20 protein-coding genes and 1 riboswitch are annotated in these 21,326 nt (G+C 72.6%); of the genes, 9 read left to right on the top strand and 11 right to left on the bottom strand.

Going from position 1 to position 21,326, the window contains the following annotated elements:
- Positions 1 to 30: 30 nt before the first annotated feature.
- On the top strand, positions 31 to 1,035 hold the full coding sequence (locus tag AB0L33_RS25790; protein ID WP_365685308.1) for a 2-hydroxyacid dehydrogenase: 1,005 nt from the start codon (positions 31 to 33) through the stop codon (positions 1,033 to 1,035).
- A gap of 9 nt (positions 1,036 to 1,044) precedes the next feature.
- On the opposite strand, the gene AB0L33_RS25785 is transcribed toward AB0L33_RS25790, so the two are convergent.
- The 3 genes from AB0L33_RS25785 to AB0L33_RS25775 form a co-directional block, all read right to left on the bottom strand.
- Positions 1,045 to 2,913 (bottom strand): anthranilate synthase family protein, encoded by a 1,869-nt coding sequence (locus AB0L33_RS25785; protein WP_365685198.1) that lies wholly within the window; start codon positions 2,911 to 2,913, stop codon positions 1,045 to 1,047.
- A 97-nt stretch (positions 2,914 to 3,010) separates the two neighbouring features.
- Positions 3,011 to 3,067, bottom strand: a complete 57-nt coding sequence (locus tag AB0L33_RS25780) for a trp operon leader peptide (RefSeq protein WP_073735655.1) — start codon at positions 3,065 to 3,067, stop codon at positions 3,011 to 3,013.
- Positions 3,068 to 3,160: 93 nt separating this feature from the next.
- A complete protein-coding gene (locus tag AB0L33_RS25775) occupies positions 3,161 to 5,989 on the bottom strand; it encodes an N-acetylmuramoyl-L-alanine amidase (RefSeq protein WP_365685196.1) in 2,829 nt (942 codons plus the stop codon).
- A gap of 168 nt (positions 5,990 to 6,157) precedes the next feature.
- Between AB0L33_RS25775 and AB0L33_RS25770 the strand changes: the two genes are divergently transcribed.
- Both AB0L33_RS25770 and AB0L33_RS25765 read left to right on the top strand, forming a co-directional pair.
- Positions 6,158 to 7,504, top strand: coding sequence for a class II 3-deoxy-7-phosphoheptulonate synthase (locus tag AB0L33_RS25770; protein ID WP_365685306.1), 1,347 nt, complete (start codon positions 6,158 to 6,160; stop codon positions 7,502 to 7,504).
- A gap of 169 nt (positions 7,505 to 7,673) precedes the next feature.
- Complete coding sequence (locus AB0L33_RS25765; RefSeq protein WP_365685195.1) at positions 7,674 to 7,907, top strand: (2Fe-2S)-binding protein; 234 nt, start codon at positions 7,674 to 7,676, stop codon at positions 7,905 to 7,907.
- A 6-nt stretch (positions 7,908 to 7,913) separates the two neighbouring features.
- On the opposite strand, the gene bfr is transcribed toward AB0L33_RS25765, so the two are convergent.
- Entirely contained in the window at positions 7,914 to 8,393 is a 480-nt protein-coding gene (gene bfr, locus AB0L33_RS25760) for a bacterioferritin (RefSeq protein ID WP_361032745.1), read from the bottom strand.
- 153 nt (positions 8,394 to 8,546) lie between these two features.
- Between bfr and AB0L33_RS25755 the strand changes: the two genes are divergently transcribed.
- Complete coding sequence (locus AB0L33_RS25755) at positions 8,547 to 9,179, top strand: sulfite oxidase-like oxidoreductase (protein WP_365685193.1); 633 nt, start codon at positions 8,547 to 8,549, stop codon at positions 9,177 to 9,179.
- A gap of 16 nt (positions 9,180 to 9,195) precedes the next feature.
- Here the strand turns inward: AB0L33_RS25755 and AB0L33_RS25750 are convergent, their stop codons facing one another.
- The 5 genes from AB0L33_RS25750 to thiO form a co-directional block, all read right to left on the bottom strand.
- Positions 9,196 to 10,059 (bottom strand): deoxyribonuclease IV, encoded by an 864-nt coding sequence (locus AB0L33_RS25750; RefSeq protein WP_365685305.1) that lies wholly within the window; start codon positions 10,057 to 10,059, stop codon positions 9,196 to 9,198.
- 2 nt (positions 10,060 to 10,061) lie between these two features.
- A complete protein-coding gene (gene pknB, locus AB0L33_RS25745; protein ID WP_365685191.1) occupies positions 10,062 to 11,996 on the bottom strand; it encodes a Stk1 family PASTA domain-containing Ser/Thr kinase in 1,935 nt (644 codons plus the stop codon).
- Between the two features lie 182 nt (positions 11,997 to 12,178).
- A complete protein-coding gene (locus AB0L33_RS25740) occupies positions 12,179 to 12,973 on the bottom strand; it encodes a thiazole synthase (RefSeq protein WP_365685189.1) in 795 nt (264 codons plus the stop codon).
- 2 nt (positions 12,974 to 12,975) lie between these two features.
- Entirely contained in the window at positions 12,976 to 13,194 is a 219-nt protein-coding gene (gene thiS, locus AB0L33_RS25735) for a sulfur carrier protein ThiS (RefSeq protein ID WP_365685187.1), read from the bottom strand.
- A complete protein-coding gene (gene thiO, locus AB0L33_RS25730; RefSeq protein ID WP_365685185.1) occupies positions 13,191 to 14,366 on the bottom strand; it encodes a glycine oxidase ThiO in 1,176 nt (391 codons plus the stop codon). The genes thiS and thiO overlap by 4 nt, the downstream gene beginning before the upstream one ends.
- A riboswitch (TPP riboswitch) is annotated at positions 14,364 to 14,475 on the bottom strand. Its footprint overlaps the gene before it by 3 nt.
- An 82-nt stretch (positions 14,476 to 14,557) precedes the next feature.
- Here thiO and AB0L33_RS25725 point away from each other — a divergent pair.
- From AB0L33_RS25725 to AB0L33_RS25705, 5 genes are all read left to right on the top strand, one after another.
- On the top strand, positions 14,558 to 15,790 hold the full coding sequence (locus AB0L33_RS25725; protein WP_365685184.1) for an FAD-dependent oxidoreductase: 1,233 nt from the start codon (positions 14,558 to 14,560) through the stop codon (positions 15,788 to 15,790).
- Between the two features lie 65 nt (positions 15,791 to 15,855).
- A complete protein-coding gene (locus AB0L33_RS25720; RefSeq protein WP_365685183.1) occupies positions 15,856 to 16,221 on the top strand; it encodes an Rv2175c family DNA-binding protein in 366 nt (121 codons plus the stop codon).
- Between the two features lie 101 nt (positions 16,222 to 16,322).
- Positions 16,323 to 16,976, top strand: a complete 654-nt coding sequence (gene thiE, locus AB0L33_RS25715) for a thiamine phosphate synthase (protein ID WP_365685181.1) — start codon at positions 16,323 to 16,325, stop codon at positions 16,974 to 16,976.
- Positions 16,977 to 17,116: 140 nt separating this feature from the next.
- Positions 17,117 to 18,034: a methylenetetrahydrofolate reductase [NAD(P)H] gene (gene metF / locus AB0L33_RS25710; protein ID WP_365685180.1), complete on the top strand. Its 918-nt coding sequence runs from the start codon at positions 17,117 to 17,119 to the stop codon at positions 18,032 to 18,034.
- 50 nt (positions 18,035 to 18,084) lie between these two features.
- On the top strand, positions 18,085 to 18,933 hold the full coding sequence (locus AB0L33_RS25705; protein WP_365685178.1) for a hypothetical protein: 849 nt from the start codon (positions 18,085 to 18,087) through the stop codon (positions 18,931 to 18,933).
- A gap of 12 nt (positions 18,934 to 18,945) precedes the next feature.
- Here the strand turns inward: AB0L33_RS25705 and AB0L33_RS25700 are convergent, their stop codons facing one another.
- Positions 18,946 to 20,457, bottom strand: a complete 1,512-nt coding sequence (locus tag AB0L33_RS25700; protein ID WP_365685176.1) for an NAD(P)/FAD-dependent oxidoreductase — start codon at positions 20,455 to 20,457, stop codon at positions 18,946 to 18,948.
- A gap of 37 nt (positions 20,458 to 20,494) precedes the next feature.
- Positions 20,495 to 21,124, bottom strand: coding sequence for a DUF4126 domain-containing protein (locus AB0L33_RS25695; protein ID WP_365685175.1), 630 nt, complete (start codon positions 21,122 to 21,124; stop codon positions 20,495 to 20,497).
- Positions 21,125 to 21,326 lie beyond the last annotated feature (202 nt).

Here is a 21,326-nt window from a genome sequence, read left to right as displayed (position 1 = left end):
AGCGCCCAGCACGCAGACAGGGGAGACGTCGTGGAGATCCTGGCCTTCGGAGTGCAGTCCGACGAGAAGCCGCTGATCGAGAAGGCGTTCGCCGGGAAGCACGAAGTCCGCTGCCTCGACGTCTTCCTGAACCGGGACACCGCCCCCATCGCGGCGGGCTACGAGGTCATCTCCACCAGCGTCAACGCCGACCTGGGCGGCGCGGTCCTCCAGACCCTCGCGGCGGGCGGCACCCAGATGATCGCCCAGCGTTCCACCGGCTTCAACAACATCGACCTGGACGTCGCCGAGCGCCTGGCCCTGCGCGTCGCCCGGGTCTCCTCCTACTCGCCGTACTCGGTCGCGGAGTTCGCCTGGACCCTCGCCATGGCGGTCAACCGCCGGGTCATCCGGGCCGCGGGCCGCACCCGCGACTTCGACTTCCGGCTTGACGGGCTCCTCGGCCGCGACATGCACGGCCGCACGGCGGGCGTCATCGGCACCGGCAAGATCGGCGAGGCGTTCACCCGGATCGCGCACGGCTTCGGCATGAAGCTGCTCGGCTGGGACGTCGCCGAGAACCCGGCCTGCGCCGAGCTGGGCATGCGGTACGTCGACAAGGAACGGCTGCTCGCGGAGTCCGACCTGGTCAGCCTGCACGTGCCGCTGCTCCCGTCGACGCACCACCTCATCGACCAGGACGCCCTCGCCCTGATGAAGGACGACGCGATCCTGGTCAACTCCAGCCGGGGCGGCCTCGTCGACACCTCGGCCCTGGTCGGGGAGTTGCGCGCGGGCCGCTTCCTCGGCGTCGGACTCGACGTGTACGAGGCGGAGGCCGGGCTGTTCTTCCTGGACAAGTCCCTGGAGGGCGTGGACGACGACACCCTGGCCCGGCTCGTGACCTTCCCGAACGTCATCGTCACCTCGCACCAGGCGTACTACACCGAGGACGCGGTCGGCCAGATCATCGACGCCACCGTCGAGAACGTCGGCGACTACCTGGCCGGCCGCCACAGCGGGAACGTCCTGGTCCCGGCCCGCCCCGGGACCTGACCCCGCCGCTCAGCCGCGCACCGGCAGCCCCGCCAGCAGCTCGGACACGATCGCCGCACCGCGCAGCGTCAGCACCGACTCCGGGTGGAACTGCACCGAGGCGAACCCGGCCCCGCGCAGCGCGTGCAGCTCCCCGGACACCTCGTCCCTGCTCGCCTCGATGCCGTGCGCCGCCAGCTCCGCCGCCCCGGAGTCGTCGCAGCGCGCGGTGAAGCTGTTGTAGAAGCCCACCGTCTCGGGCCGCCCGAACAGGTCGATGCGGGTCTGCGCCCCCTGGTACGGCACCGCCTTCCGGACGATCTCCAGGCCCAGTTCGGCCGCGATCAGCTCGTGGCCCAGGCACACCCCGAGCAGCCCGTGCCGGTGGTCCCGGACCAGCTCGGCGGCCATCGCGCGCAGCAGCCGCATCTTCGGGTCGGCCGCGTCCCCCGGATTCCCCGGCCCCGGACCGAGGACCACGGGCCCCTCGTGCGCCCGCACCACGTCCCGCAGCCCCGGCTCGTCGTAGCGGCGCACGGTGACGTCGAGCCCCGAGGCGCGCAGCAGGTGCCCGAGCATCGCGGTGAACGTGTCCTCGCCGTCCACCACCAGGGCGTGGCCGGTGCGGTCGGCGGCGCGCTCCTGCATCCGCAGCCAGAACGGGGCGAGCCCGTCCCGCCGGGCGTCCAGGGCCTCCCGCACCCGGGGGTCGGCGGCCAGCCGGGGCCGCTCCCGCTCCGCCTCCGGGCGGGCCGGGCGCACGCCGAGGGCGGCGAGGACCCCGGCCGCCTTGGCATGGGTCTCCGCGACCTCGCTGTCCGGGTCGGAGTGGCGCACCAGCGTCGCCCCGACCGGCACCCGCAGCGTGCCGTCCGCGTCGATGTCGGCGGTCCGGATCAGGATCGGCGAGTCCAGGGTCTGGCTGCCGTCGGCCGCCCGGCGCAGCAGGGCCAGCGCGCCCGCGTAGTAGCCGCGCCCGCCGTCCTCGTACCGCTCGATGACCCGGCAGGCGTTCTGCACCGGGGAGCCGGTGACGGTCGCCGCGAACATGGTCTCCTTCAGCACCTCCCGCACGTCCAGCGAGGAGCGGCCGCGCAACTCGTACTCGGTGTGCGCGAGATGGGCCATCTCCTTGAGGCGCGGGCCGATCACCACCCCGCCCATGTCGCCGACGGTGCACATCATCTTCAGCTCCTCGTCGACCACCATGGAGAGCTCCTCGGTCTCCTTGCGGTCCCCGAGGAAGGCGAGCAGGCTCTCCGGGGTGGGCCCCTCGGCGGGGTAGCGGTAGGTGCCGCTGATCGGGTTCATCACGACGGTCCCGCCGGACATCCGCACATGCACCTCGGGGCTCGCGCCGACGAGCGTCCTGTCCCCGGTGCAGACCACGAACGTCCAGTACGCGCCCCGCTCGCCCGCCAGCAGCCGCCGGAACAGGGCCAGCGCGTCCGCCCGGCCGAACCCGTCGATCCGGCCCCGGAACGTCCGCCGGATCACGAAGTTCGCGCCCTCGCCCCGGCCGATCTCGTCCTCGATCACCCGGCGCACGGTGTCGGCGTACTCCTCGTCGCCGACGTCGAACGCCCCGTCGTCCACGCGGACTTCGTGGCGGGGGAGCGCGTCCAGCGCCTCGTCCAGGGACATCGTGTACGTCTCGTCCGCGACCAGGACCGAGAGCGGCGTGCCGTCGTCGCGCACGTCGAAACCGCGCTCCGCGATCTGCCGGAACGGCACCAGCGCCAGCGACGGCAGGTCACCGACGGGCACGTCGGCGAGCCGGTCCGCCTCGTGCACCCGGCCGATCAGCACCTCGACGGTGTCGTGGTCGTGGCCGGGGGTGCGGCGGCGCAGCAGGGCGAACGGCGGGCAGTCGTCGCGCAGGAGTCGGTCGAAGCTCATGAGTGGGTTCCTTCCAGGGAATCAGCTGGGAGGAACGGCCCGCGGACACGGAAAAGGCCGCCCCTCGGGCGGCCTCTGCGTCAGTGTGTACGCGCGATCAGTGGGCCGCCGGATGAGCGGTCCACCACCAGTTACGGGTCGAGTGCGCGAACATGCCCCGTACCCTAACCCACGCCGGACGACGGCGGGGCCCTTTCCCACCCGGCCGGATGGGAAAGGGCCCCGCGCGCTGGGGACGTCCTGTCGGCTAGAACAGGGTGTCGTAGATCTGCCAGCCGTCCCCGACCTGCGACTTCGTCGCGAACGGGGCCGTCACCGTGCCGGTGGAGTGGTAGAACCAGAAATCGCCGGCCGAGTCCACGCCGACCAGGTCGCCCCGGCCGTCACGGTCCAGGTCGCTCGGGCCGAGCAGCAGCTTGTACTTGCCCCAGCCCGAACCGATCTTGACCCGCTTGTCGTACGGCTTGGTGGCCGAACCGGTGCCCGTGTAGATCCAGAGGACCCCGGACTTGTCCCGGGCCACGAAGTCCGCCTTGCCGTCGCCGTTGAGGTCGCCGGTGGAGACGATCTGGTCGTAGATCTGCCAGCCGTACCCGATCTTCGCCTTGGGCTCGAAGGGCTTCGACGGCTCGCCGGTGCCCTTGTAGAAATAGATGTCGCCGACGCTGTTGCGGGCGATCAGGTCGGCCTTGCCGTCACCGTCGAGGTCGCGCATGCCGTTGAGGCTGCTGTACTGGTTCCAGCCGCTGCCGACCTTGAGCCGGGCCATGTACGGCTTGTCCGGGTTGCCGCTGCCCCGGTAGTACCAGAGGACGCCGTCCTTGTCGCGGGCCACGAAGTCGCCCGTACCGTCGGCGCGCAGCGCGGTCATCGCGGTGATCGCCGTGTAGCCGCCCCAGCCGTAGCCCGCCTGGTAGCGGCGGTAGTACGGGGAGGAGGCGCTGCCGGTGCCCTGGTACTGCCAGATCCGGCCCGCGCTGTCGCGGCCGATCATGTTGTAGCGGTCGGTCCCGGCGTCCGGCACCGTGCTGTTCGCCTGCTCGACGTCGCTCGCCTTCACCCAGGCGATGCGGTGGTTGTAGCGGATCGGGTAGAAGAGGTTCGTGGTCCCCTTCACCAGCGTGCGGTCGTTGTCGGCCGTGCCCGCGAACGTACCCGCGAACCAGTAGTCACCCGCCTGCGCCGGCCCGGCCTGGGAGTAGGCCTGGCCCGCAGGGAGGCTGTACTTCGTCAGCGAGTCGTTGTTCTGCTTCTGCATGGGGACACCGGTGCCCTCGTAGGCGGCGTCCTCGGGGTAGGCGCGCCCGTACACGGGGACGGACGTCGCGCCGGCCCTGGCCTTCAGGACCGGCTGCGCGGTCTTGGCCACCGGCTTGGTGAACTGGCCGCCGGGGTTCTGGAACCAGGCCTTCTTGCCGCCGTACCAGATGGCGGTCCAGTCGGACTTCGACTCGGCGACCACGTACGCGCCGCCTGCCACGACCTTGTTGCCCCAGTTCGGTCCGTCGGTGGACTTCACGTTCGGCATGTACGGGTCGACGATCTTCGACGCCGTCGTGGAGGGCGAGGTGTAGAGGTAGCCGAAGTTCGCCGGCTGCTTGGCGACGTCGTTGCCGCCGTACGTCAGCGCCGGCTGGTTGGCCGTGGTGAACGGGGGCACGACCCGGACCAGCTCGCCGGCCTTCACCGGGCCGCCCGCGCCACTGGCGCCGGTCGGGGCGCCGATCAGGGACATGTAGTGGTTCCAGTCCCAGAAGGGGCCCGGGTCCCAGTGCTGGCTCGCGACATTGGCGTCCAGGACGCCCGGCACCTCGTCGTGGCCGATGATGTGCTCGCGGTCCAGCGGGATGCCGAACTTGCCGGCCAGGAACTTGACGAGCGCCGCGGAGGACTCGTACTGCGGCTCCGTGTACCAGCTGCCCGACTTGATCGCGTAGCCCTCGTGCTCGATCCCGATCGAGTGCATGTTCACGGTCTTGTTCGCCGCGTGCCACGCCTCGTTCTTCGTCTCCACCATCTGCGTGACCAGGCCGTCACTGGCCCGGATCAGGTAGTGGGCGCTGGCGTAGGAGGCCGGGTTCTGGAAGGTGGCCAGCGAACCGGCGTAGCCGCCCTCGGTGTCGTGGATGACGATGTAGCGGATGTCCTCGCCGCTGCCCGGGCGCTCCGCCTCGTTGTAGTTGCCGAAGTCGTCCGGGGTCGTGCTGTTCTGCTTGTACCCGGCCGGCTTGAAGTCGCAGTTCAGCCCGGAGGGGCACTCCGGGGTGGGCGTCGCGGTGAGGCTCACGTTCGTCGCGGCCAGCGGCATCTTCGCGGGCTTGACCGGCGTCACGGACGGGTCGGCGGGCAGGGACAGTTGCTGGCCGTCCGCCGTCACCCGGCTCTCGCCCTTCTTGACCGTCTCGAAGACACGGTTGGCGAAGAGCGTGGCGCCCTTGGTGTCCGGGGCCTGGCTGAAGCGCGCCACGGCGGGATACCACTTGCCGGCGTCCTCGGACAGGGAGCCGGTCGCTTCCTTCTGGTACTTCGCGAGCAGCGCCGCGCCCGCGCGAATGCTCTGCTCGGTGTCGTCCTGCACGGACCCGGCCGGCTCGTCGATCAGATCGGCGGCCTCTTCGAGCGTGTGCAGCACGGGCGCGTCGGTGTCGACCTTCTTCGGCAGCTCGCGCAGCGCCCGCTCGGCGTCGAAGTGCTTCGTGACGGCCGGGTCGCCGCTCATGTTGAGGTGCGCGAGCCGCTCCGCGTCGGTCGGCTGCTCGACGTCGTCCTCGGTGACCGACGTGAGCCCCATGACGTTGTACGCCCCGCTCGTGCTCGGCTCGCCGTCGTGGCTCTCCCAGCGCGTCTGCCGGTACGAGACCGCCATCAGCACGCTCGGGGGCACGTCGAACTCACGGGCCGCGTCCTCGAACTGGGCCTGGAGCACGGCGGACGGCGCGGCGGCCCCGGCGGCCCCCTTGTCCGGGTCCTGCGAGGCCACGGCCAGGGTGCCGATCGTCGCGGTCGCGACCACGGCGGCGCCGACGCCGATCAGGAGCCGTCTCTTCCTGAGGTCCCTACGGTGATTCCGCTTCAAGTCCCCACCCTCGGTGTCCACTTGTCCAACGTTGTTCAACGCTGAAAGACGCGAGGCTAGCAGGCGGTCCGGACAGCCCTCGCACCGACCGTGCCGAGACGTCCGTCTCAGTGGCTGGGAAACCGGGAAAAGGAGCGGGCGCAACCCCGTAGTGTGGACGCCGTGACCGTGAACGCCAATACCTCCGTCGCCGGTGGCAACACCTGGCGAGACCTTCCCGCGGCGCAGCAGCCCGAGTACCCCGACTCCGAGGCCCTGCGCGATGTACTCGCGGACCTCGCGTCGTATCCGCCGCTCGTCTTCGCCGGCGAGTGCGACCAGCTGCGTGACCGTATGGGAGCCGTCGCCAAGGGCGAGGCGTTCCTGTTGCAGGGCGGAGACTGCGCCGAGGCATTCGACGCCGTGTCGGCCGAGCACATCCGAGCCAAGCTGAAGACGCTGCTCCAGATGAGCGCCGTCCTCACCTACGCGGCCTCCGTGCCCGTCGTCAAGGTCGGCCGGATCGCCGGACAGTACTCCAAGCCGCGCTCCAAGCCGACCGAGACCCGCGACGGCGTGACCCTGCCGACCTACCGGGGCGACTCCGTCAACGGCTTCGCCTTCACCGAGGCCGACCGCGTCCCCGACCCCGAGCGCCTGAAGCGGATGTACCACGCGTCCGCCTCCACGCTGAACCTCGTGCGCGCCTTCACCACCGGCGGTTACGCCGACCTGCGCCAGGTGCACGCGTGGAACCAGGACTTCGTGAAGTCGTCCCCGTCCGGCCAGCGCTACGAGGCCCTGGCCCGCGAGATCGACAACGCGCTGAACTTCATGAAGGCGTGCGGCACCGACCCCGCCGAGTTCAAGGCCGTCGAGTTCTACGCCTCGCACGAGGCCCTGCTGCTGGACTACGAGACGGCGCTGACCCGCACCGACTCGCGCACCGGCCACCTGTACGACACCTCGGGCCACATGGTGTGGATCGGTGAGCGCACCCGCCAGATGGACGGGGCGCACATCGAGTTCGCCTCCAAGGTCCGCAACCCGATCGGGATCAAGCTCGGCCCGACGACCACCGTGGACGAGGCCCTGGGCTACATCGAGCGCCTCGACCCCGAGCGCGAGCCCGGCCGGCTGACCTTCATCGTCCGGATGGGCGCCGACAAGGTCCGCGACAAGCTGCCCGAGCTGGTCGAGAAGGTCACCGCCTCCGGCGCCACCGTCGCCTGGGTGACCGACCCGATGCACGGCAACACCTTCGAGGCGGCCTCCGGCCACAAGACGCGCCGCTTCGACGACGTCCTGGACGAGGTCAAGGGCTTCTTCGAGGTGCACAAGGGCCTCGGCACGCACCCCGGCGGCATCCACGTCGAGCTGACCGGCGACGACGTCACCGAGTGCGTCGGCGGCGGTCACGAGATCTTCGTGGACGACCTCCACCAGCGCTACGAGACGGCCTGCGACCCCCGGCTCAACCGCAGCCAGTCGCTCGACCTGGCCTTCCTCGTCGCCGAGATGTACCGCGACCAGTAAGCCGCGGCGGGCAGCACCGTACGACTGTGGGGCACGGATCGATGTGATCCGTGCCCCACAGGGCGTTCCGGGCTTTTGCCGCCCACCGAGGGGCGGGTAAGGTTAGGTTAGCCTCACCGGGCACCCGGAGCGGCGCCCCAGACCCGTCCCCGCCCGGGAGGTGAACCGCATGTACGTCTGCTCGTGCTTCGGCGTTACGGAGCAGCAGGTGAAGGAGCATGCGGCGGCCGGGGCCTGCACGCCCCGCCAGATCGCCTCCGCTTCCAAGGCCGGCACGGACTGCGGCGGCTGCGTCCGCACCATCCAGGCGATGCTCGGCCGGGGCGCCTGTCCGCGCCGCGAGCTCCTGGAGCGGAAGGCCCCCGCCACCGCCCCGGCGGACGGGCTCCCCGAGGCCGCCTGAGCGCGGTCAGCTCTCCGGCTGCTCGATGAGCTGCGCGATGTACAGCGGCTCGCCCAGCTTCTCGACCAGATCGAGCTGGGTGTCGAGATAGTCGATGTGGTGCTCCTCGTCCGCGAGGATCGACTCGAAGATGTTCGCCGAGGTGATGTCGCCCTTGTTGCGCATCAGCTCGATCCCGCGCTTGAGGCGGTCGATCGCCTCGACCTCGATCTGCCGGTCGGCCTGGAACATCTCGGTGACCGTCTGGCCGACCCGTACGTGGAACAGTCGCTGGTAGTTCGGCAGGCCGTCGAGGAAGAGAATGCGGTCGGTCAGGATCTCCGCGTGCTTCATCTCGTCGAAGGACTCGGCGCGCGTGTATTTCGCCAGCTTCGTCCAGCCGAAGTTGTCCTGCATCTTCGCGTGCAGGAAGTACTGGTTGATGGCCGTCAATTCGGCGGTCAGCTGTTCATTCAGGAACTCGATGACCTCGGGGTCGCCCTGCATCGCAGAGGCTCCTTCCAACGGTGGACCGGGCACATTGGCGGCATCCTCGCACCGGACCCGGGGACCGTCCAGTAAGTACATGCTTAGTATGAGTTGCCCGAATCGCCTCCGCCCTGGTCACGACCACCCCGGCCGGTCTGTCACCATGGAGACATGGGTCAGCCGGAAAGCCGGGAACACCGCGCGTCAGAGCAGTCCGAGCTTCCGCCGGGCCAGCGGCTGCAGCGCGGGTGGCCGGTGACCCATTACGGGCCCGTCCCCAAGTTCAAACCGGAGCGCTGGGAATTCCGTGTCTTCGGTGCGACCGCCGACGCCGAGAAGCACTGCTGGAACCACGAGGAATTCTCGGCACTGCCGTTCTCCTCGGTCGTCGCCGATCTCCACTGCGTCACGAAATTCAGCATGCTGGGCGCCGAGTGGGGCGGTGTGCTCGCCCGCGACGTGGTCGCCCTCGCGCCGCCCGCCCCTCAGGTCACCCACGTCATGGTCTGGGCCGAATACGGCTTCAGCTCCAACCTCCGGCTGGACGACTTCCTCTCCGACCGGACCCTGTTCGCGACCCACAAGGGCGGCGAACTCCTCACCGCCGAACACGGCTTCCCGCTCCGGCTCGTCGTCCCCCATCTGTACGCCTGGAAGGGCCCCAAGTGGGTCCGGGGCATCGAGTACATGACGGCCGACCGCCGCGGCTTCTGGGAGGAGCGCGGCTACCACAACATCGGCGACCCCTGGAAGGAACAGCGCTACTCCTACCAGGAGGAGCCCGGGGACGGCCCCGAACTCTGAACCGGGCGCCCTCGGCTCAGCCCTCGTCGCGCAGCGCCTGGAGCCGGGCCACGTCCGCCGCGTGGCCCTCCTTGCCGCCCGGCGTCTCGATGACCAGCGGCACGCCCTCGGTCGCCGGGTGCGCGAACAGCTCGCGGAACGGCTCCTCGCCGATGTGGCCCGAGCCGATGTTCTCGTGCCGGTCCTTGTGGGCGCCGGAGACGTCCTTGGAGTCATTGGCGTGGATGAGCTTCAGCCGGCCCTCGCCGACCGTCTCCACCAGCAGGTCCAGCGTTTCCTTCATCCCGCCGGGACCGGCCAGGTCGTGTCCCGCCGCGAAGATGTGGCAGGTGTCCAGGCAGACCCCCAGCTTCGGGTGGGCGTCCAGAGCCTCGAAGTACGGACCGAAGTCCCAGGTCCGCGAGCAGAGCGAGGAGCCCTGCCCGGCGGTGGACTCCAGCAGCAGGAACGGGTCGTCGTCGCGCGTCAGCTCGTCCAGCAGCGGCCGCATGTGCGTCCGCACCTGCGCCAGCGCCTCCTCGCGGGGCCGCCCGCCGGTCGCCGACCCCGTGTGCACCACGACGCCCAGCGCCCCGATCTCGCGGGCCCGTCGCAGCGAGTGGCGCAGCGACTCCACGGACCGCTCCACCGTCGCCGGCGTGTGCGAGCCGAAGTTGATCAGATACGGGGCGTGCACGTAGGCCGGTACCGACTCGGCGGCGCACTGCTCGCGGAACAGGGCGTCCTGGGCGGGGTTCCCGACCGGGGTGGCCCAGCCGCGCGGGTTGGCGACGAAGACCTGGACCGCCTCGGCGCCCATCTCGCGGGCGTAGGGGAGGCCGACCTTGGCGAGGCCGCCGGCCACGGGGACGTGGCCGCCGACGGGGTTGCGCGTACGGATCTCTACAGTCCCTTGGTCTTGATGGTGATGGTGTCGCCCTCGGGGGCCCGGTCGCCGCCGTCCACGGACTGGCTGGAGACCTTGTCGCTGAAGGAGAGGAACCCGCGGTCGACCTCGACCTCGAAGCCGGCGGCCTCCAGTTCGTCCTGGGCGTCGTCCACGTTCTTCCCGACCACGTCCGGCACCTCGACCATGCGCGGACCGGAGGAGACCGTCAGCGTGATGGTGTCGCCCTCGGCCGCTTCGGCGCCCTCCTCGGGTGACTGGACGGCGACGTCGCCCTCGTCCTCGGGTGAGTGCACCCGGCCGGGCTTGACCTTCGCCTTCAGCCCCTCGTCGGCCAGCGTGTCGGTGGCGTCCTCCACGGAGAGGCCGGTGACGTCCGGGACGTTGACGGGGCTGCCCTTGGAGACGACGATCGCGACCGCCGAGTCCGGGTGGCGGTCCGTGCCCGCCTTCGGCTCCGTCCGCACCACCTCGCCGGCCGCCACGTCCTCGCTGAACTCCTTGGTGACCATGCCCGGGAGCAGGCCCGCCTTCTTCAGCCGCTGCCTGGCGTCGGCGAGCCGGTCGCCCGCGACATCGGGGACCTGGACGATCTCGGGGCCGCGCGAGACGACGAGCGAGACCGAGCCGTTGCCCCTGATCCGCGCGCCCGACTTGGGATCGCTGCTGATCACCTTGCCCCGGTCGACGGTGTCGCTGAAGGCCCGCTCGACGTTCTTCAGCTCCAGGCCCGCGTCGGAGAGCCGCTTCCTGGCCGCCTGCTCGGTCTGGCCCAGCAGCGAGGGGACCTTCGTGAACTGCCCGGAGTTGATGTACCAGACGCCGCCGCCGACGCCCAGGACGACGAGCACCGCCAGGACCGCCGCGATCAGCCCGCGCCGGGGGCCGCCGAGCGGTCCGCGCCGGCGCGGCGGCAACGGCTGCTGCCCGGGCGGGGGCATCTCCAGCCGGCTGGTGTGGTGGGCGGTGCCCAGATCCTTCGGCAGCACCCGGGGGATCACCGTCGTCCGCGCGTCGGCCCCCTCCGCCCCGCCGCCCGGGCCGGGCTCCGGCAGGGCCTGCGGCGGTACGGCGTCGAGCTGCGCGTCCGTGAGGGCGGCGCGCGCCCGGCGGGCCCCGGCGAGCAGCGCCACCGCGTCGAACGGGCGGGCCTCCGGGTCCCGGGCGGTGGCGCTCGCCACCAGCGCGTCCAGCTCGGGCGCGAGGCCCGGGACGACCGCCGACGGGGGCGGCACGTCTTCGTGCAGATGCTGGTAGATGACCTGGGCGGGCGACTCCCCGTCACGCGGCTTGTCGCCGGTCAGCATCTCGTACAGCACGACCCCGCAGGCGTACACGTCGGCGCGGGTGTCCGCCGTGCCGTGCTCGATCTGCTCCGGGGCCAGGTACGAGACGGTGCCGAGGATCGTCCCGGTGGTGTTCGTGACCGTGTCCACGGCCCGGACCAGGCCGAAGTCGGCGACCTTGACCCGGCCGTCGTCCCCGATCAGCACGTTCTCCGGCTTCATGTCGCGGTGCACGAAGCCCGCCCGGTGCGCCGCGCCGAGGGCGGCGAGCACCGATTCCAGGATGTCCAGCGCGGCCCGGGGCCGTAGCGCGCCGCGCTCGCTCAGCACATCGCGCAGCGTGCACCCGGCGACGTACTCCATGGCCAGGTAGACGTACTGCCCCTGGGCGCCCTGGTCGAAGACCCCGACCACGTTGGGGTGGGCGAGGTGCGCCACCGACTTGGCCTCGCGGATGAAGCGCTCCACGAACGAGGCGTCGGTCGCCAGCGCCGGGTGCATCACCTTGAGGGCGAGCACCCGGTCGAGCCGCATGTCCATGGCCCGGTAGACCGTGGCCATGCCGCCCACGGCGATGCGGGCATCGACGCGGTAGCGGCCGTCGAGCAGCTGCCCGACGAGGGGGTCCTGGAGGGTCGTATCCACCATGCGAGTCTACGAGCCGCCGCGGACAGGCCCGCCGCCGTGGAGCGAACCCGGGGCAGGACTGAAGCCGAGCCGTGACAGGGACGCGTCGCCCGAGCCCGGAATCCCGGCTTCCCACGGGCTCCGGGGCCCGGAACTGTGGATTCCGGCACGTTGGTCCGGACCGGGGCGGCCCATCGCGCTCAGAACGCCGGCCGCTCCGGGTCGAGCGCCGCGCGCCCGGCCGTCGGCGACGACGCCTCCGCGAAGTGGCGGCGCGGGATGCGCCCGGCCCGGTGCGCGAGCCGCCCGCCCTCCACCGCGTGCCGCATCGCGGCGGCCATCAGCTCCGGCTCCTGGGCCCGGGTCACCGCGGAGGCGAGCATCACCGCCGAGCACCCCAGCTCCATCGCGAGCGCCGCGTCCGACGCCGTCCCGGCACCGGCGTCCAGGATCACCGGCACCCCGGCCCGCTCGGTGATCAGCTGGAAGTTGTGCGGGTTGCGGATGCCCAGACCCGAGCCGATGGGGGAGCCGAGCGGCATGACCGCCGCGCACCCCACGTCCTCCAGCTTCCGGGCCAGGACCGGGTCGTCGTTGGTGTACGGCAGCACCGTGAACCCGTCGTCCACCAGGGTCTCGGCGGCGTCCAGCAGCTCGACCGGATCGGGCAGCAGCGTCCGTTCGTCGGCCACCACCTCCAGCTTCACCCAGTCCGTGCCCAGCGCCTCCCGGGCCAGCCGGGCGGTGAGCACGGCCTCCCCGGCGGTGTAGCAGCCGGCGGTGTTCGGCAGCACCCGGATGGACAGCTTCCGCAGTACGGAGAGGACGGAGCCCTGCACGGTCGGGTCGAGGCGGCGCATCGCCACGGTGGTCAGCTCGGTGCCGGACGCGATCAGCGACCGCTCCAGCACGTCCAGGCTGGGCGCTCCGCCCGTGCCCATGATCAGCCGGGACGTGAAGTCGGTGCCGCCGAGGGTGAACAGGTCGTCGGACATCGTCAGCCTCCCTGGACCGCGGTCAGGACCTCGACCCTGTCGCCGTCGGCGAGCGCGGCGGCGGACCACCGGCCGCGCGGCACCACGGTCTCGTTGAGCGCGGCGGCGACCCCCGTCGGCGCGTCGGTCAGCGTCGCGACGAGGGCGTCCAGGGTGGTGCCCGGTGCGACGACGGCCGGAGTGCCGTTCACGGACACGGTGAGCGGGGTGGGCTCGGTCATGCGGGCTGCTCCTGGGGTGCGGCGGCCGGGGCGAACCGGCCGGGGGAGAAGGGGCGGACCGGCTCGGGCAGCTCGCCGTCGGCCAGCAGCGACGCCATCGCGTCCCCGGTGGCGGGGGTGAGCAGCACGCCGTTCCGGCCGTGGCCGGTGGCGAGGTGGAGGCCGGGCAGCGCGGTGCGGCCGAGCAGCGGGGCGTTGTCCGGGGACGCGGGGCGGAGACCGGCACGGGTCTCGGTGAGCGGCAGCTCGGTGATGCCGGGCACCAGCTCGTGGGCGTCGCGCAGCAGTTCGTAGACCCCGCCCGCCGTGACGGTGGTGTCCCAGCCCATCTCCTCGGTGGTGGCGCCGACGACCAGCTCGCCGTTCTCGCGCGGTACGAGATAGACGTGGCTGCCCCGGACCACCGCGCGCACGGTGCGCGAGAGGAAGGGCGCGTACGCCGGGGGCACGGTGAGGCGCAGCACCTGGCCCTTGACCGGCCGGACCGGCGGCAGGACGTGGGCCGGAACCCCGGCGAGCCGTCCGCTGAGGCTGCCCCCGGCGAGCACGACCTGGCCGGCGGCCAGCTCCGTACCGTCGTCGAGCACGGCGCCCACGGCCCGGTCCGCGACCACGCAGAGGCGGTCGGCGCGGTGGCGGTGGAAGACCACTCCCGCCCGTTCGCAGGCGGTGAGCAGCGCGGCGGCGAGGCGGCGCGGGTCGACCTGGTGGTCGCCGTCCACCCGGAGGCCGCCGCGCACGCCCGGGGCGAGCATCGGTTCCAGGCGGCGGCACTCGCGCCCGGTCAGCCACTCCGACTCCAGGCCCGAGCGGCGTTGCAGCTCGTGGAGTTCGCGCAGATGGGCACGGTCGTCGGCGTCCAGCGCGACGGCCAGGGTGCCGCAGGCGCGGAAGCCGATGTCCTGCCCGCTCGCCTCCTCCAGCTCCGCCGTGAAGGACGGATAGCGCCGGGCGGAGGCGAGGTTGAGCCCGAGCAGCATCTCCTCGCCGTAGTGCAGTTCGGTGACGGCGGCCAGCATTCCGGCCGCGACCCGAGCCGCTCCGCCACCCGGCCCGGGGTCGGCGAGCGCGACGGACAGGCCGCGCCGCGCGGCCCGCCAGGCGGTCACCAGACCGATGACGCCGCCCCCGATGACGAGGACGTCGGACCCTTCGGTGGGATGGGTGCGCATGGGCGTCCAGCCCCTCCCTTCGCCGGCATGACCCGGATCAGGTTCGTACGGTCGGAGGCCGCCAGCCTCCCTCTCAGCCCGGTACGCCCGGGCTCCCGCGTGTCTTACGGTGGCCACCCTAAACCCCGTCCCCCGGGGGCGGGGTGGGGCCGCCCTTTCCTGACGCCCGGTCAGCTACGTAAGGTGGGCGGGTGAGCGAGCAGCAGCGGGCAGAGCGGACGGAACGCCGGGTCGTCGTCGCGGGCGCGGGCATGGCGGGCGTGCAGACCGCCGTCGCCCTGCGGGAACAGGGCTTCACCGGCCCGGTCACGCTGATCGGCGCCGAACCCCACCAGCCCTACGACCGGCCCCCGCTGTCCAAGGCGGTGCTGCTCGGCAAGGCCGAGGAGTCCGCCTTCGACATCGACTTCGAGGGGCTGGACATCGCCCTGCGCCTGGGCTGCGAGGTCACCGGGGTCCGCGCCGGCGACCACGAACTGGACACCTCCGACGGCCCGGTCCCGTACGACGTCCTGGTCCTCGCCACCGGCGCCGAACCCATCGCCCTGCCCGGCTCCGCCGGGGTCCCCGGCGTCCATCTGCTGCGCACCCTCGACGACGCGGCCCGGCTGCGGCCCGTCCTGGAGGCCGGGCACCCCGTCGTGGTCGTCGGCGCGGGCTGGATCGGTGCCGAGTTCGCCACCGCGGCCCGCGCCGCCGGCTGCGAGGTCACCGTCGTGGAGGCCGCCGACCGCCCCCTGGCCGGTGCCCTGCCCGCCGAGGTCGCCGCCCCGATGGCCGCCTGGTACGAGGAGAGCGGCGCCCGGCTCCTCACCGGTGCCCGGGTCGCCCGCGTCGAGCCCGGCACCGTGGTCCTCACCGACGGGCGCACCCTCCCGGCAGGCGCGGTCGTCGTCGGCATCGGTGCCCGCCCCGCCACCGGCTGGCTCGCCGGCTCCGGCATCGCGCTCGGGCCCGAGGGCTCGGTGACCGCCGACGCAGCGCTGCGCACCTCGCTCCCCGATGTGTACGCGGTCGGCGACTGCGCCTCCTTCCCCTCGGCCCGCTACGGCACCCGCCTGGTCGTCCACCACTGGGACAACGCCCTCCAGGGGCCGAGGACCGCGGCCGCCCACATCGCGGCGGAGGGCGCGGGCATCCCGCCGTACGACCCCGTGCCCTACTTCTGGTCCGAGCAGTTCGGCCGGTTCGTGCAGTACGCCGGGCACCACGCGGAGGCGGACACCCTGCTGTGGCGCGGCGACCCGGCCGAGCCCGCCTGGTCGGTGTGCTGGCTGCGCGACGGCGTCCTGGTCGCGGTCCTCGCGGTGGGCCGCCCGCGCGACCTGGCCCAGGGGCGCCGGCTCATCGAGGCGGGGACCCGGCTCGACGCGCGGCGGGCCGGGGAGCCCTCCGTACCGCTGAAGTCGGCGGTTCTGCCGTAGAGGCCCGGGACCTGAAGGGCCGAGTCCGGGTTTCGGCTGTCAGTCCGGGATGGCAGGCTTGTCCCGTGACCGAGATTGACGCAAAGATCGATGCTCTCGTCCCTGCCTGGCTCCACCTGCCCGACATCGCGGAAATGCTCGATGTCGAGGTGACGCGTGTGCGGCAGCTGGTCAAGGAGGGCCAGCTCATCGCCGTACGCCGTGGGGAGAACCGGGCGCTTCAGGTGCCCGCCGCCTTCATCGACGGCACGAAGGTGGTCAAGGGCCTCTCCGGGACCCTGACGCTCCTGAAGGACGACGGCTTCTCCGACGAGGAGATGCTCGAATGGCTCTTCACCCCCGACCCGACCCTGCCGGGCACGCCCGCGCAGGCACTGAGTGAGAATCGCGGCACGGAGGTGAAGCGCCGCGCCCAGGCGCTCGCCGTCTGACCGACCGGGAAGCGGGCCGCACCGCGCGAGCGGGCGGCCCGCTTCCCCGCGCCCGCACCACCGATCCGCCGTCACCGTCTTCCCCGGGGGGAAACCGCACCATGTCCAGACCTCGCGCGCAGCTGTCCGACGCCCGGCTCTACCTGTGCACGGACGCGCGCAGGCGCCAGGGCGACCTGCCCGACTTCCTCGACGCGGTCCTCGCCGGCGGCGTGGACATCGTCCAGCTCCGCGACAAGGGCATGGAGGCCGGCGAGGAGCTGGACCACCTCGCGGTCTTCGCCGACGCCTGCGAGCGGCACGGCAAGCTCCTCGCCGTCAACGACCGGGCCGACGTGGCCCACGCCATCGGCTCGGACGTGCTGCACCTGGGCCAGGGCGACCTGCCGGTGCCGGCGGCCCGCGCGATCATCGGCGCCGAGCCGGTCATCGGCCGCTCCACGCACGCCGAGGCCGAGGTCGACGCGGCCGCGGCCGAGCCCGGCGTGGACTACTTCTGCACCGGCCCCTGCTGGCCCACCCCCACCAAGCCCGGCCGCCACGCCCCCGGCCTGGACCTCGTCCGCTACGCCGCCTCGCTCGCCCCCGCCCGCCCCTGGTTCGCCATCGGGGGCATCGACGCGGACAACCTCGACCAGGTGCTGGACGCCGGGGCCCGCCGGATCGTCGTCGTGCGGGCCCTGACCGAGGCGTCCGACCCGGGTGCCGCCGCCGCTGAGCTGGCGCGACGGGTCCGCGAGCGCGCCGGAGCCTGACGCGGGACGGCCGGTTCCGGAACGGCGGCCCGGAAGGGGCCTGGGACGAATCTGTCCGAAGGATGGACAAGAATCGGTCAATTCCGGCAAATGACTCCGGTTCGGTTGGGGGCCCGCCCCGCCCTGGTTAACCTGCCCGTATGGCCCTTGGCACACCTTCCACCAGGACAGATCACGCACGCACCGTGCGTGAGATGCTCGCGACCGGCGAGACCTCGTACTCGTTCGAGTTCTGGGCGCCCAAGACCGAGAAGGGCGAGCGCAACCTGTGGAACGCGCTGCGCCGGGTCGAGGCCGTCGCCCCGAGCTTCGTCTCGGTGACGTACGGAGCCGGGGGCTCCACCCGCGCCGGCACGGTGAAGGCCACCCAGGACATCGCCGCCGAGTCCACGCTCACCCCGGTCGCGCACCTCACGGCGGTCGACCACTCGGTCGCCGAACTCCGCAACATGGTCGGCCAGTACGCGGACGCCGGCATCCGGAACATCCTCGCCGTGCGCGGCGACCCGCCGGGCGACCCGATGGGCCCCTGGGTCGAGCACCCGCAGGGCGTGAAGTACGCGGCGGACCTGGTCCGGCTGATCAAGGAGGCCGGCGACTTCTGCGTGGGCGTGGCGGCGTTCCCCGAGCGGCACCCGCGCTCCGACGACTGGGACACCGACATCCGCCATTTCGTGGACAAGTGCCGCGCGGGCGCCGACTACGCGATCACGCAGATGTTCTTCGACCCGGAGGCGTATCTCCGGATGCGTGACCGGGTGGTCGCGGCGGGTTGCGGGACTCCGATCATCCCCGAGGTCATGCCGGTCACCAGCGTCCGGCAATTGGAGCGATTCCCCCAGCTCAGCAACGCGACCATGCCCGACGAGCTGAAAGACGCCATCCTCGCAGCCAAGGACGACCCCGCCGCTGTACGCTCCATTGGCATCGACTTCGCAACGCGGTTCTGCGCGAAGCTGCTCTCCGAGGGCGTGCCCGGACTGCACTTCATCACGCTGAACAACTCGACTGCGACGCTCGAGATCTACGAGAATCTCGGACTGCACAAGCAGTCGTGACCGGCCGTACCCGCCACCATCCGGGGCGGCGGCCGTAGAAGGGGGCGGGCATGGGCTGGACGGTCCTCTACATCGCGTTCGGTGTCGTCGCGCTGTGGCTGCTCGGCGAGGTGCTGCTGCAGTACAAGGCGCGGCTGCGCTGGCGGCTCCTCGCCTTCACCGGCTTCCTCGGTGTGGTGGTCGGCGTCCTGATGCCGTCCGTGCCCGTCATCGCCCTCGGCGCGGTCGCCTTCGCCACCGGCCAGACCTACGTCACGCTCTCGTTCCGCAAGGGCTTCTCCACCGGCTGGGCGATCGGGGGCAAGCCCGGCGAGAGCCGCCGCAGGCGCGGCGCGGCCGAGCGCAGGCCCACCCTGGAGGTCTCGGACCTCGAAGTGGAGTACGAGGGCGGCGCCCCGGACGCCCCGCCGTCCGCCCCTGCCCCCGCCGCCGTCTACGCGACCGAACCGATGCCCGAGGACACCGGCCAGTACGGCGTCTACACCGACCCCGTGCCGCCCCGTCCGGCCCAGGAGCCCCAGGCCGCGCAGAGCCACGAGGCGTACGACGCGTACGGCTATCCGGTCCAGCAGCCCCAGGACCAGGACACCTACGCCGGGGCCGGGCAGTACGACTACGGCACCGGTCAGCAGAGCTACGCCGCCTACTCCGACCCGTACATCGGCACCACGGCGAGCACCCCGCAGTACGGCACGTACGACGGCTACGGGAACGACGACGGCCGGCAGTACACCGATTCGTACGCGCAGGGCGACACCTACGGGTCGGAGACCCCGCCGGGCGGCGTCTGGGTGCCGCAGCAGCGCGAGGGCGAGCAGTACCCCCAGCAGCCCGCCGCCCAGCCGGCCCCGTACCCGAACGGCTACGACACCGGCTACAACGAGCAGTACCGCTACTGAGGCGCCCCCGGCTCACTGCGAGCCGCGGAAGCCGTCCCCCTCCACCACGGTCCCCGCGACCAGCGCCCCGGACATGCCCGCGTGCGCGAGTCCGCCGCCCGGATGCGACCAGCCGCCGGCCAGCAACAGGCCCGGCAGCCGGGTCCGGTTGGCGGCGTGCAGGAACGCGCCCCCGGCACCGCCGAGCGCCGGCGGCGGCACGGCACCGCCCTCGGCGCCCGTGTCCGCGGCGGTCTCGGCGGGCGTCCGCACCCGCGTCCGCAGCACCCGCTCCCGCAGCCCCGGCACCGCGGCCTCCGCCACCCCGGTCACCGTCTCCGCGAACCGGGCCCGCAGCGCCTCGTCCGTCCAGTCCACCGGGCCGTGCGGCGCGACCGTCGCCACCAGCGTCACCGCCTCGTGCTCCGCGTCGGGCCGGGTCGACGGATCGTCGGGGCGCAGCACGGTCACCGTCGGGTGCGCGGCGGTCCGGCCGCCGAAGACCGCCTCGCGCTCGGCCGCCCCGTCCGCCGGGTGCACCACGGTCCGGTGCACGGCGTCGTCGGGCCGCCCGCCGCGCAGCGACAGCATCACCACGAACCGGCCGCTCGCCGCCGCCCCGTCGGCACGGGCCGTCACATCCCCCTCGGCCCACAGCTCCTGACCCGGCACCAGGCCGGGCCACGGCCGGGCTCCGAGCACCACCTGGGCCGCCTCCGCGACCGTCCCGTCCGCCAGCTCCACGCCCGCCGCGCGGCCGTCCTTCGCCACGACCCGGGCCACCTCGGCGCCGAAGACGAACTCCACCTTCCGGGCCTGGCACCGCTCGTACACCGCCCGGGCCAGGGCCCGCATGCCGCCGCTCACGTACCAGGTGCCGAACGTCTCCTCCATGTACGGCAGGAGGGCCGCGCCCGCCGGGGCGCGCGAGGGGTCCAGGCCGTATCCGAGTGCGTAGCCGTCGAGGAGGGCCGCGAGCCGCGGGTCCGCCAGCTCCCAGGCGCCGATCTCCGCCACCGTCCCGGCCCGCCGCGCCGGGCGCAGCAGCCGCCGGCGCTCCTCGGCCGGATACGGGTCACGGCCCAGCACCTGCCAGTCGGGACGCAGGGGTTCCTCCAGGAGCGGCCGCCGCGAGCGGTCCCAGGCGTCCCTGGCCCGGTCGAGGAAGGCCCCCCACTTCGCGCCCGCCCCACCGCCGAGCGCGGCGTCCAGGGCGGCGACGGTGCCGGCGCGCGAGGCGTTCGGCAGGGAGACGGAGGTGCCGTCCGCGAAGAGGTGCCGGCTCGCCGGGTCCACCTGGGCCAGCGTGACGCACCGCTCCAGCGGCTCCTTGCCGGTCTTCACGAACAGGTCGCGGTAGACCGCGGGGAGGTGGAGCAGCCCGGGGCCGGTGTCGAACGTGAAGCCCTCGTCGGCGTACTGGCCGAGCGAGCCGCCGTACGTCCGCGACCGCTCGTACACCGTCACCCGGTGGCCTGCCACGGCCAGCCGGGCCGCCGCCGCCATCGCGCCCATCCCGGCGCCGATCACCGCAATTCGTGCCATGCGGCGACCTTAACGGCCGCCACCGACAGCGCGTCCGTCAGCCCCAGGGAGCTCCGGCAGGCGGGACGACGGGCTGCTGCCCCCGGCGTTTCTCCTCGCGGCGCTGCGCCCTGCGGCGCCAGAACCTGCGGATGCGGGAGGCCAGGAAGATCACGAGCGCGAGGCCCACGACGAGGAGCGTCCCGGCGAGGGTGGCGGCGATCCACGGATGGAAGATCGCGAAGGTGACGACGCCCGCGACGCCCAGGTCCTCGGCGGCGCTCAGCGCGATGTTGCTGAAGGGCTCGGGGGAGGTGTTGACCGCCATCCGGGTCCCGGCCTTCACCAGATGGCTCACCAGGGCGGTCGAGCCCCCGATGGCACCGGCCGCGATCTCCGGGAGCGAACCGCTCTCGCCGGCCAGCAGGGCCGCGACCACCGCGCCCGCCACCGGCCTGACGACCGTGTGGACCGCGTCCCACGCGGTGTCGACATAGGGGACCTTGTCGGCGACCACCTCGCAGAGGAAGAGGACCGCGACGACGACGAGCACGTCGGTGCGCTGGAGCGAGGCGGGCACCTCGTCGCTGACACCGGTCGCGCCGAATATGCCGAGCAGGAGGACCACCGCGTACGCGTTGATCCCGCTCGCCCAGCCGCTTGTGAACACCAGAGGGAGTACCGACACGCAGGCGATCGTAGCCAGCGGGCCTTGCCCTCCGGCAGGGCGCGTGGAGCCGGCACTGAGTACCCGTACTCAGGGCGCGGGATGAGTAGCCGCACGGATGGGCCGTGACCTGCCGGAACGGCAGAGTGGGTGGCCACGGAGGGGGCGCCGCCCCGCCACCGCCGGCACGGGGCGGCGGTAGGGGGGCGGCGTCGTCCTTCCG

The sequence above is a fragment of the Streptomyces sp. NPDC052299 genome, from assembly GCF_040679335.1.
GTDB lineage: Bacteria > Actinomycetota > Actinomycetes > Streptomycetales > Streptomycetaceae > Streptomyces.
Note: the sequence above shows the minus strand (reverse complement) of the source record. Positions and strands in the feature narration are given on the sequence as shown.

Bases quoted from the DNA above. Each gene is read 5' to 3' on its own strand.
- AB0L33_RS25785 (WP_365685198.1), bottom strand. From the start codon at position 2,913: ATGAGCTTCGACCGACTCCTGCGCGACGACTGCCCGCCGTTCGCCCTG.
- AB0L33_RS25765 (WP_365685195.1), top strand. From the start codon at position 7,674: ATGTACGTCTGCTCGTGCTTCGGCGTTACGGAGCAGCAGGTGAAGGAG.
- bfr (WP_361032745.1), bottom strand. From the start codon at position 8,393: ATGCAGGGCGACCCCGAGGTCATCGAGTTCCTGAATGAACAGCTGACC.
- AB0L33_RS25755 (WP_365685193.1), top strand. From the start codon at position 8,547: ATGGGTCAGCCGGAAAGCCGGGAACACCGCGCGTCAGAGCAGTCCGAG.
- AB0L33_RS25740 (WP_365685189.1), bottom strand. From the start codon at position 12,973: ATGTCCGACGACCTGTTCACCCTCGGCGGCACCGACTTCACGTCCCGG.
- thiS (WP_365685187.1), bottom strand. From the start codon at position 13,194: ATGACCGAGCCCACCCCGCTCACCGTGTCCGTGAACGGCACTCCGGCC.
- thiO (WP_365685185.1), bottom strand. From the start codon at position 14,366: ATGCGCACCCATCCCACCGAAGGGTCCGACGTCCTCGTCATCGGGGGC.
- thiE (WP_365685181.1), top strand. From the start codon at position 16,323: ATGTCCAGACCTCGCGCGCAGCTGTCCGACGCCCGGCTCTACCTGTGC.
- metF (WP_365685180.1), top strand. From the start codon at position 17,117: ATGGCCCTTGGCACACCTTCCACCAGGACAGATCACGCACGCACCGTG.
- AB0L33_RS25705 (WP_365685178.1), top strand. From the start codon at position 18,085: ATGGGCTGGACGGTCCTCTACATCGCGTTCGGTGTCGTCGCGCTGTGG.
- AB0L33_RS25700 (WP_365685176.1), bottom strand. From the start codon at position 20,457: ATGGCACGAATTGCGGTGATCGGCGCCGGGATGGGCGCGATGGCGGCG.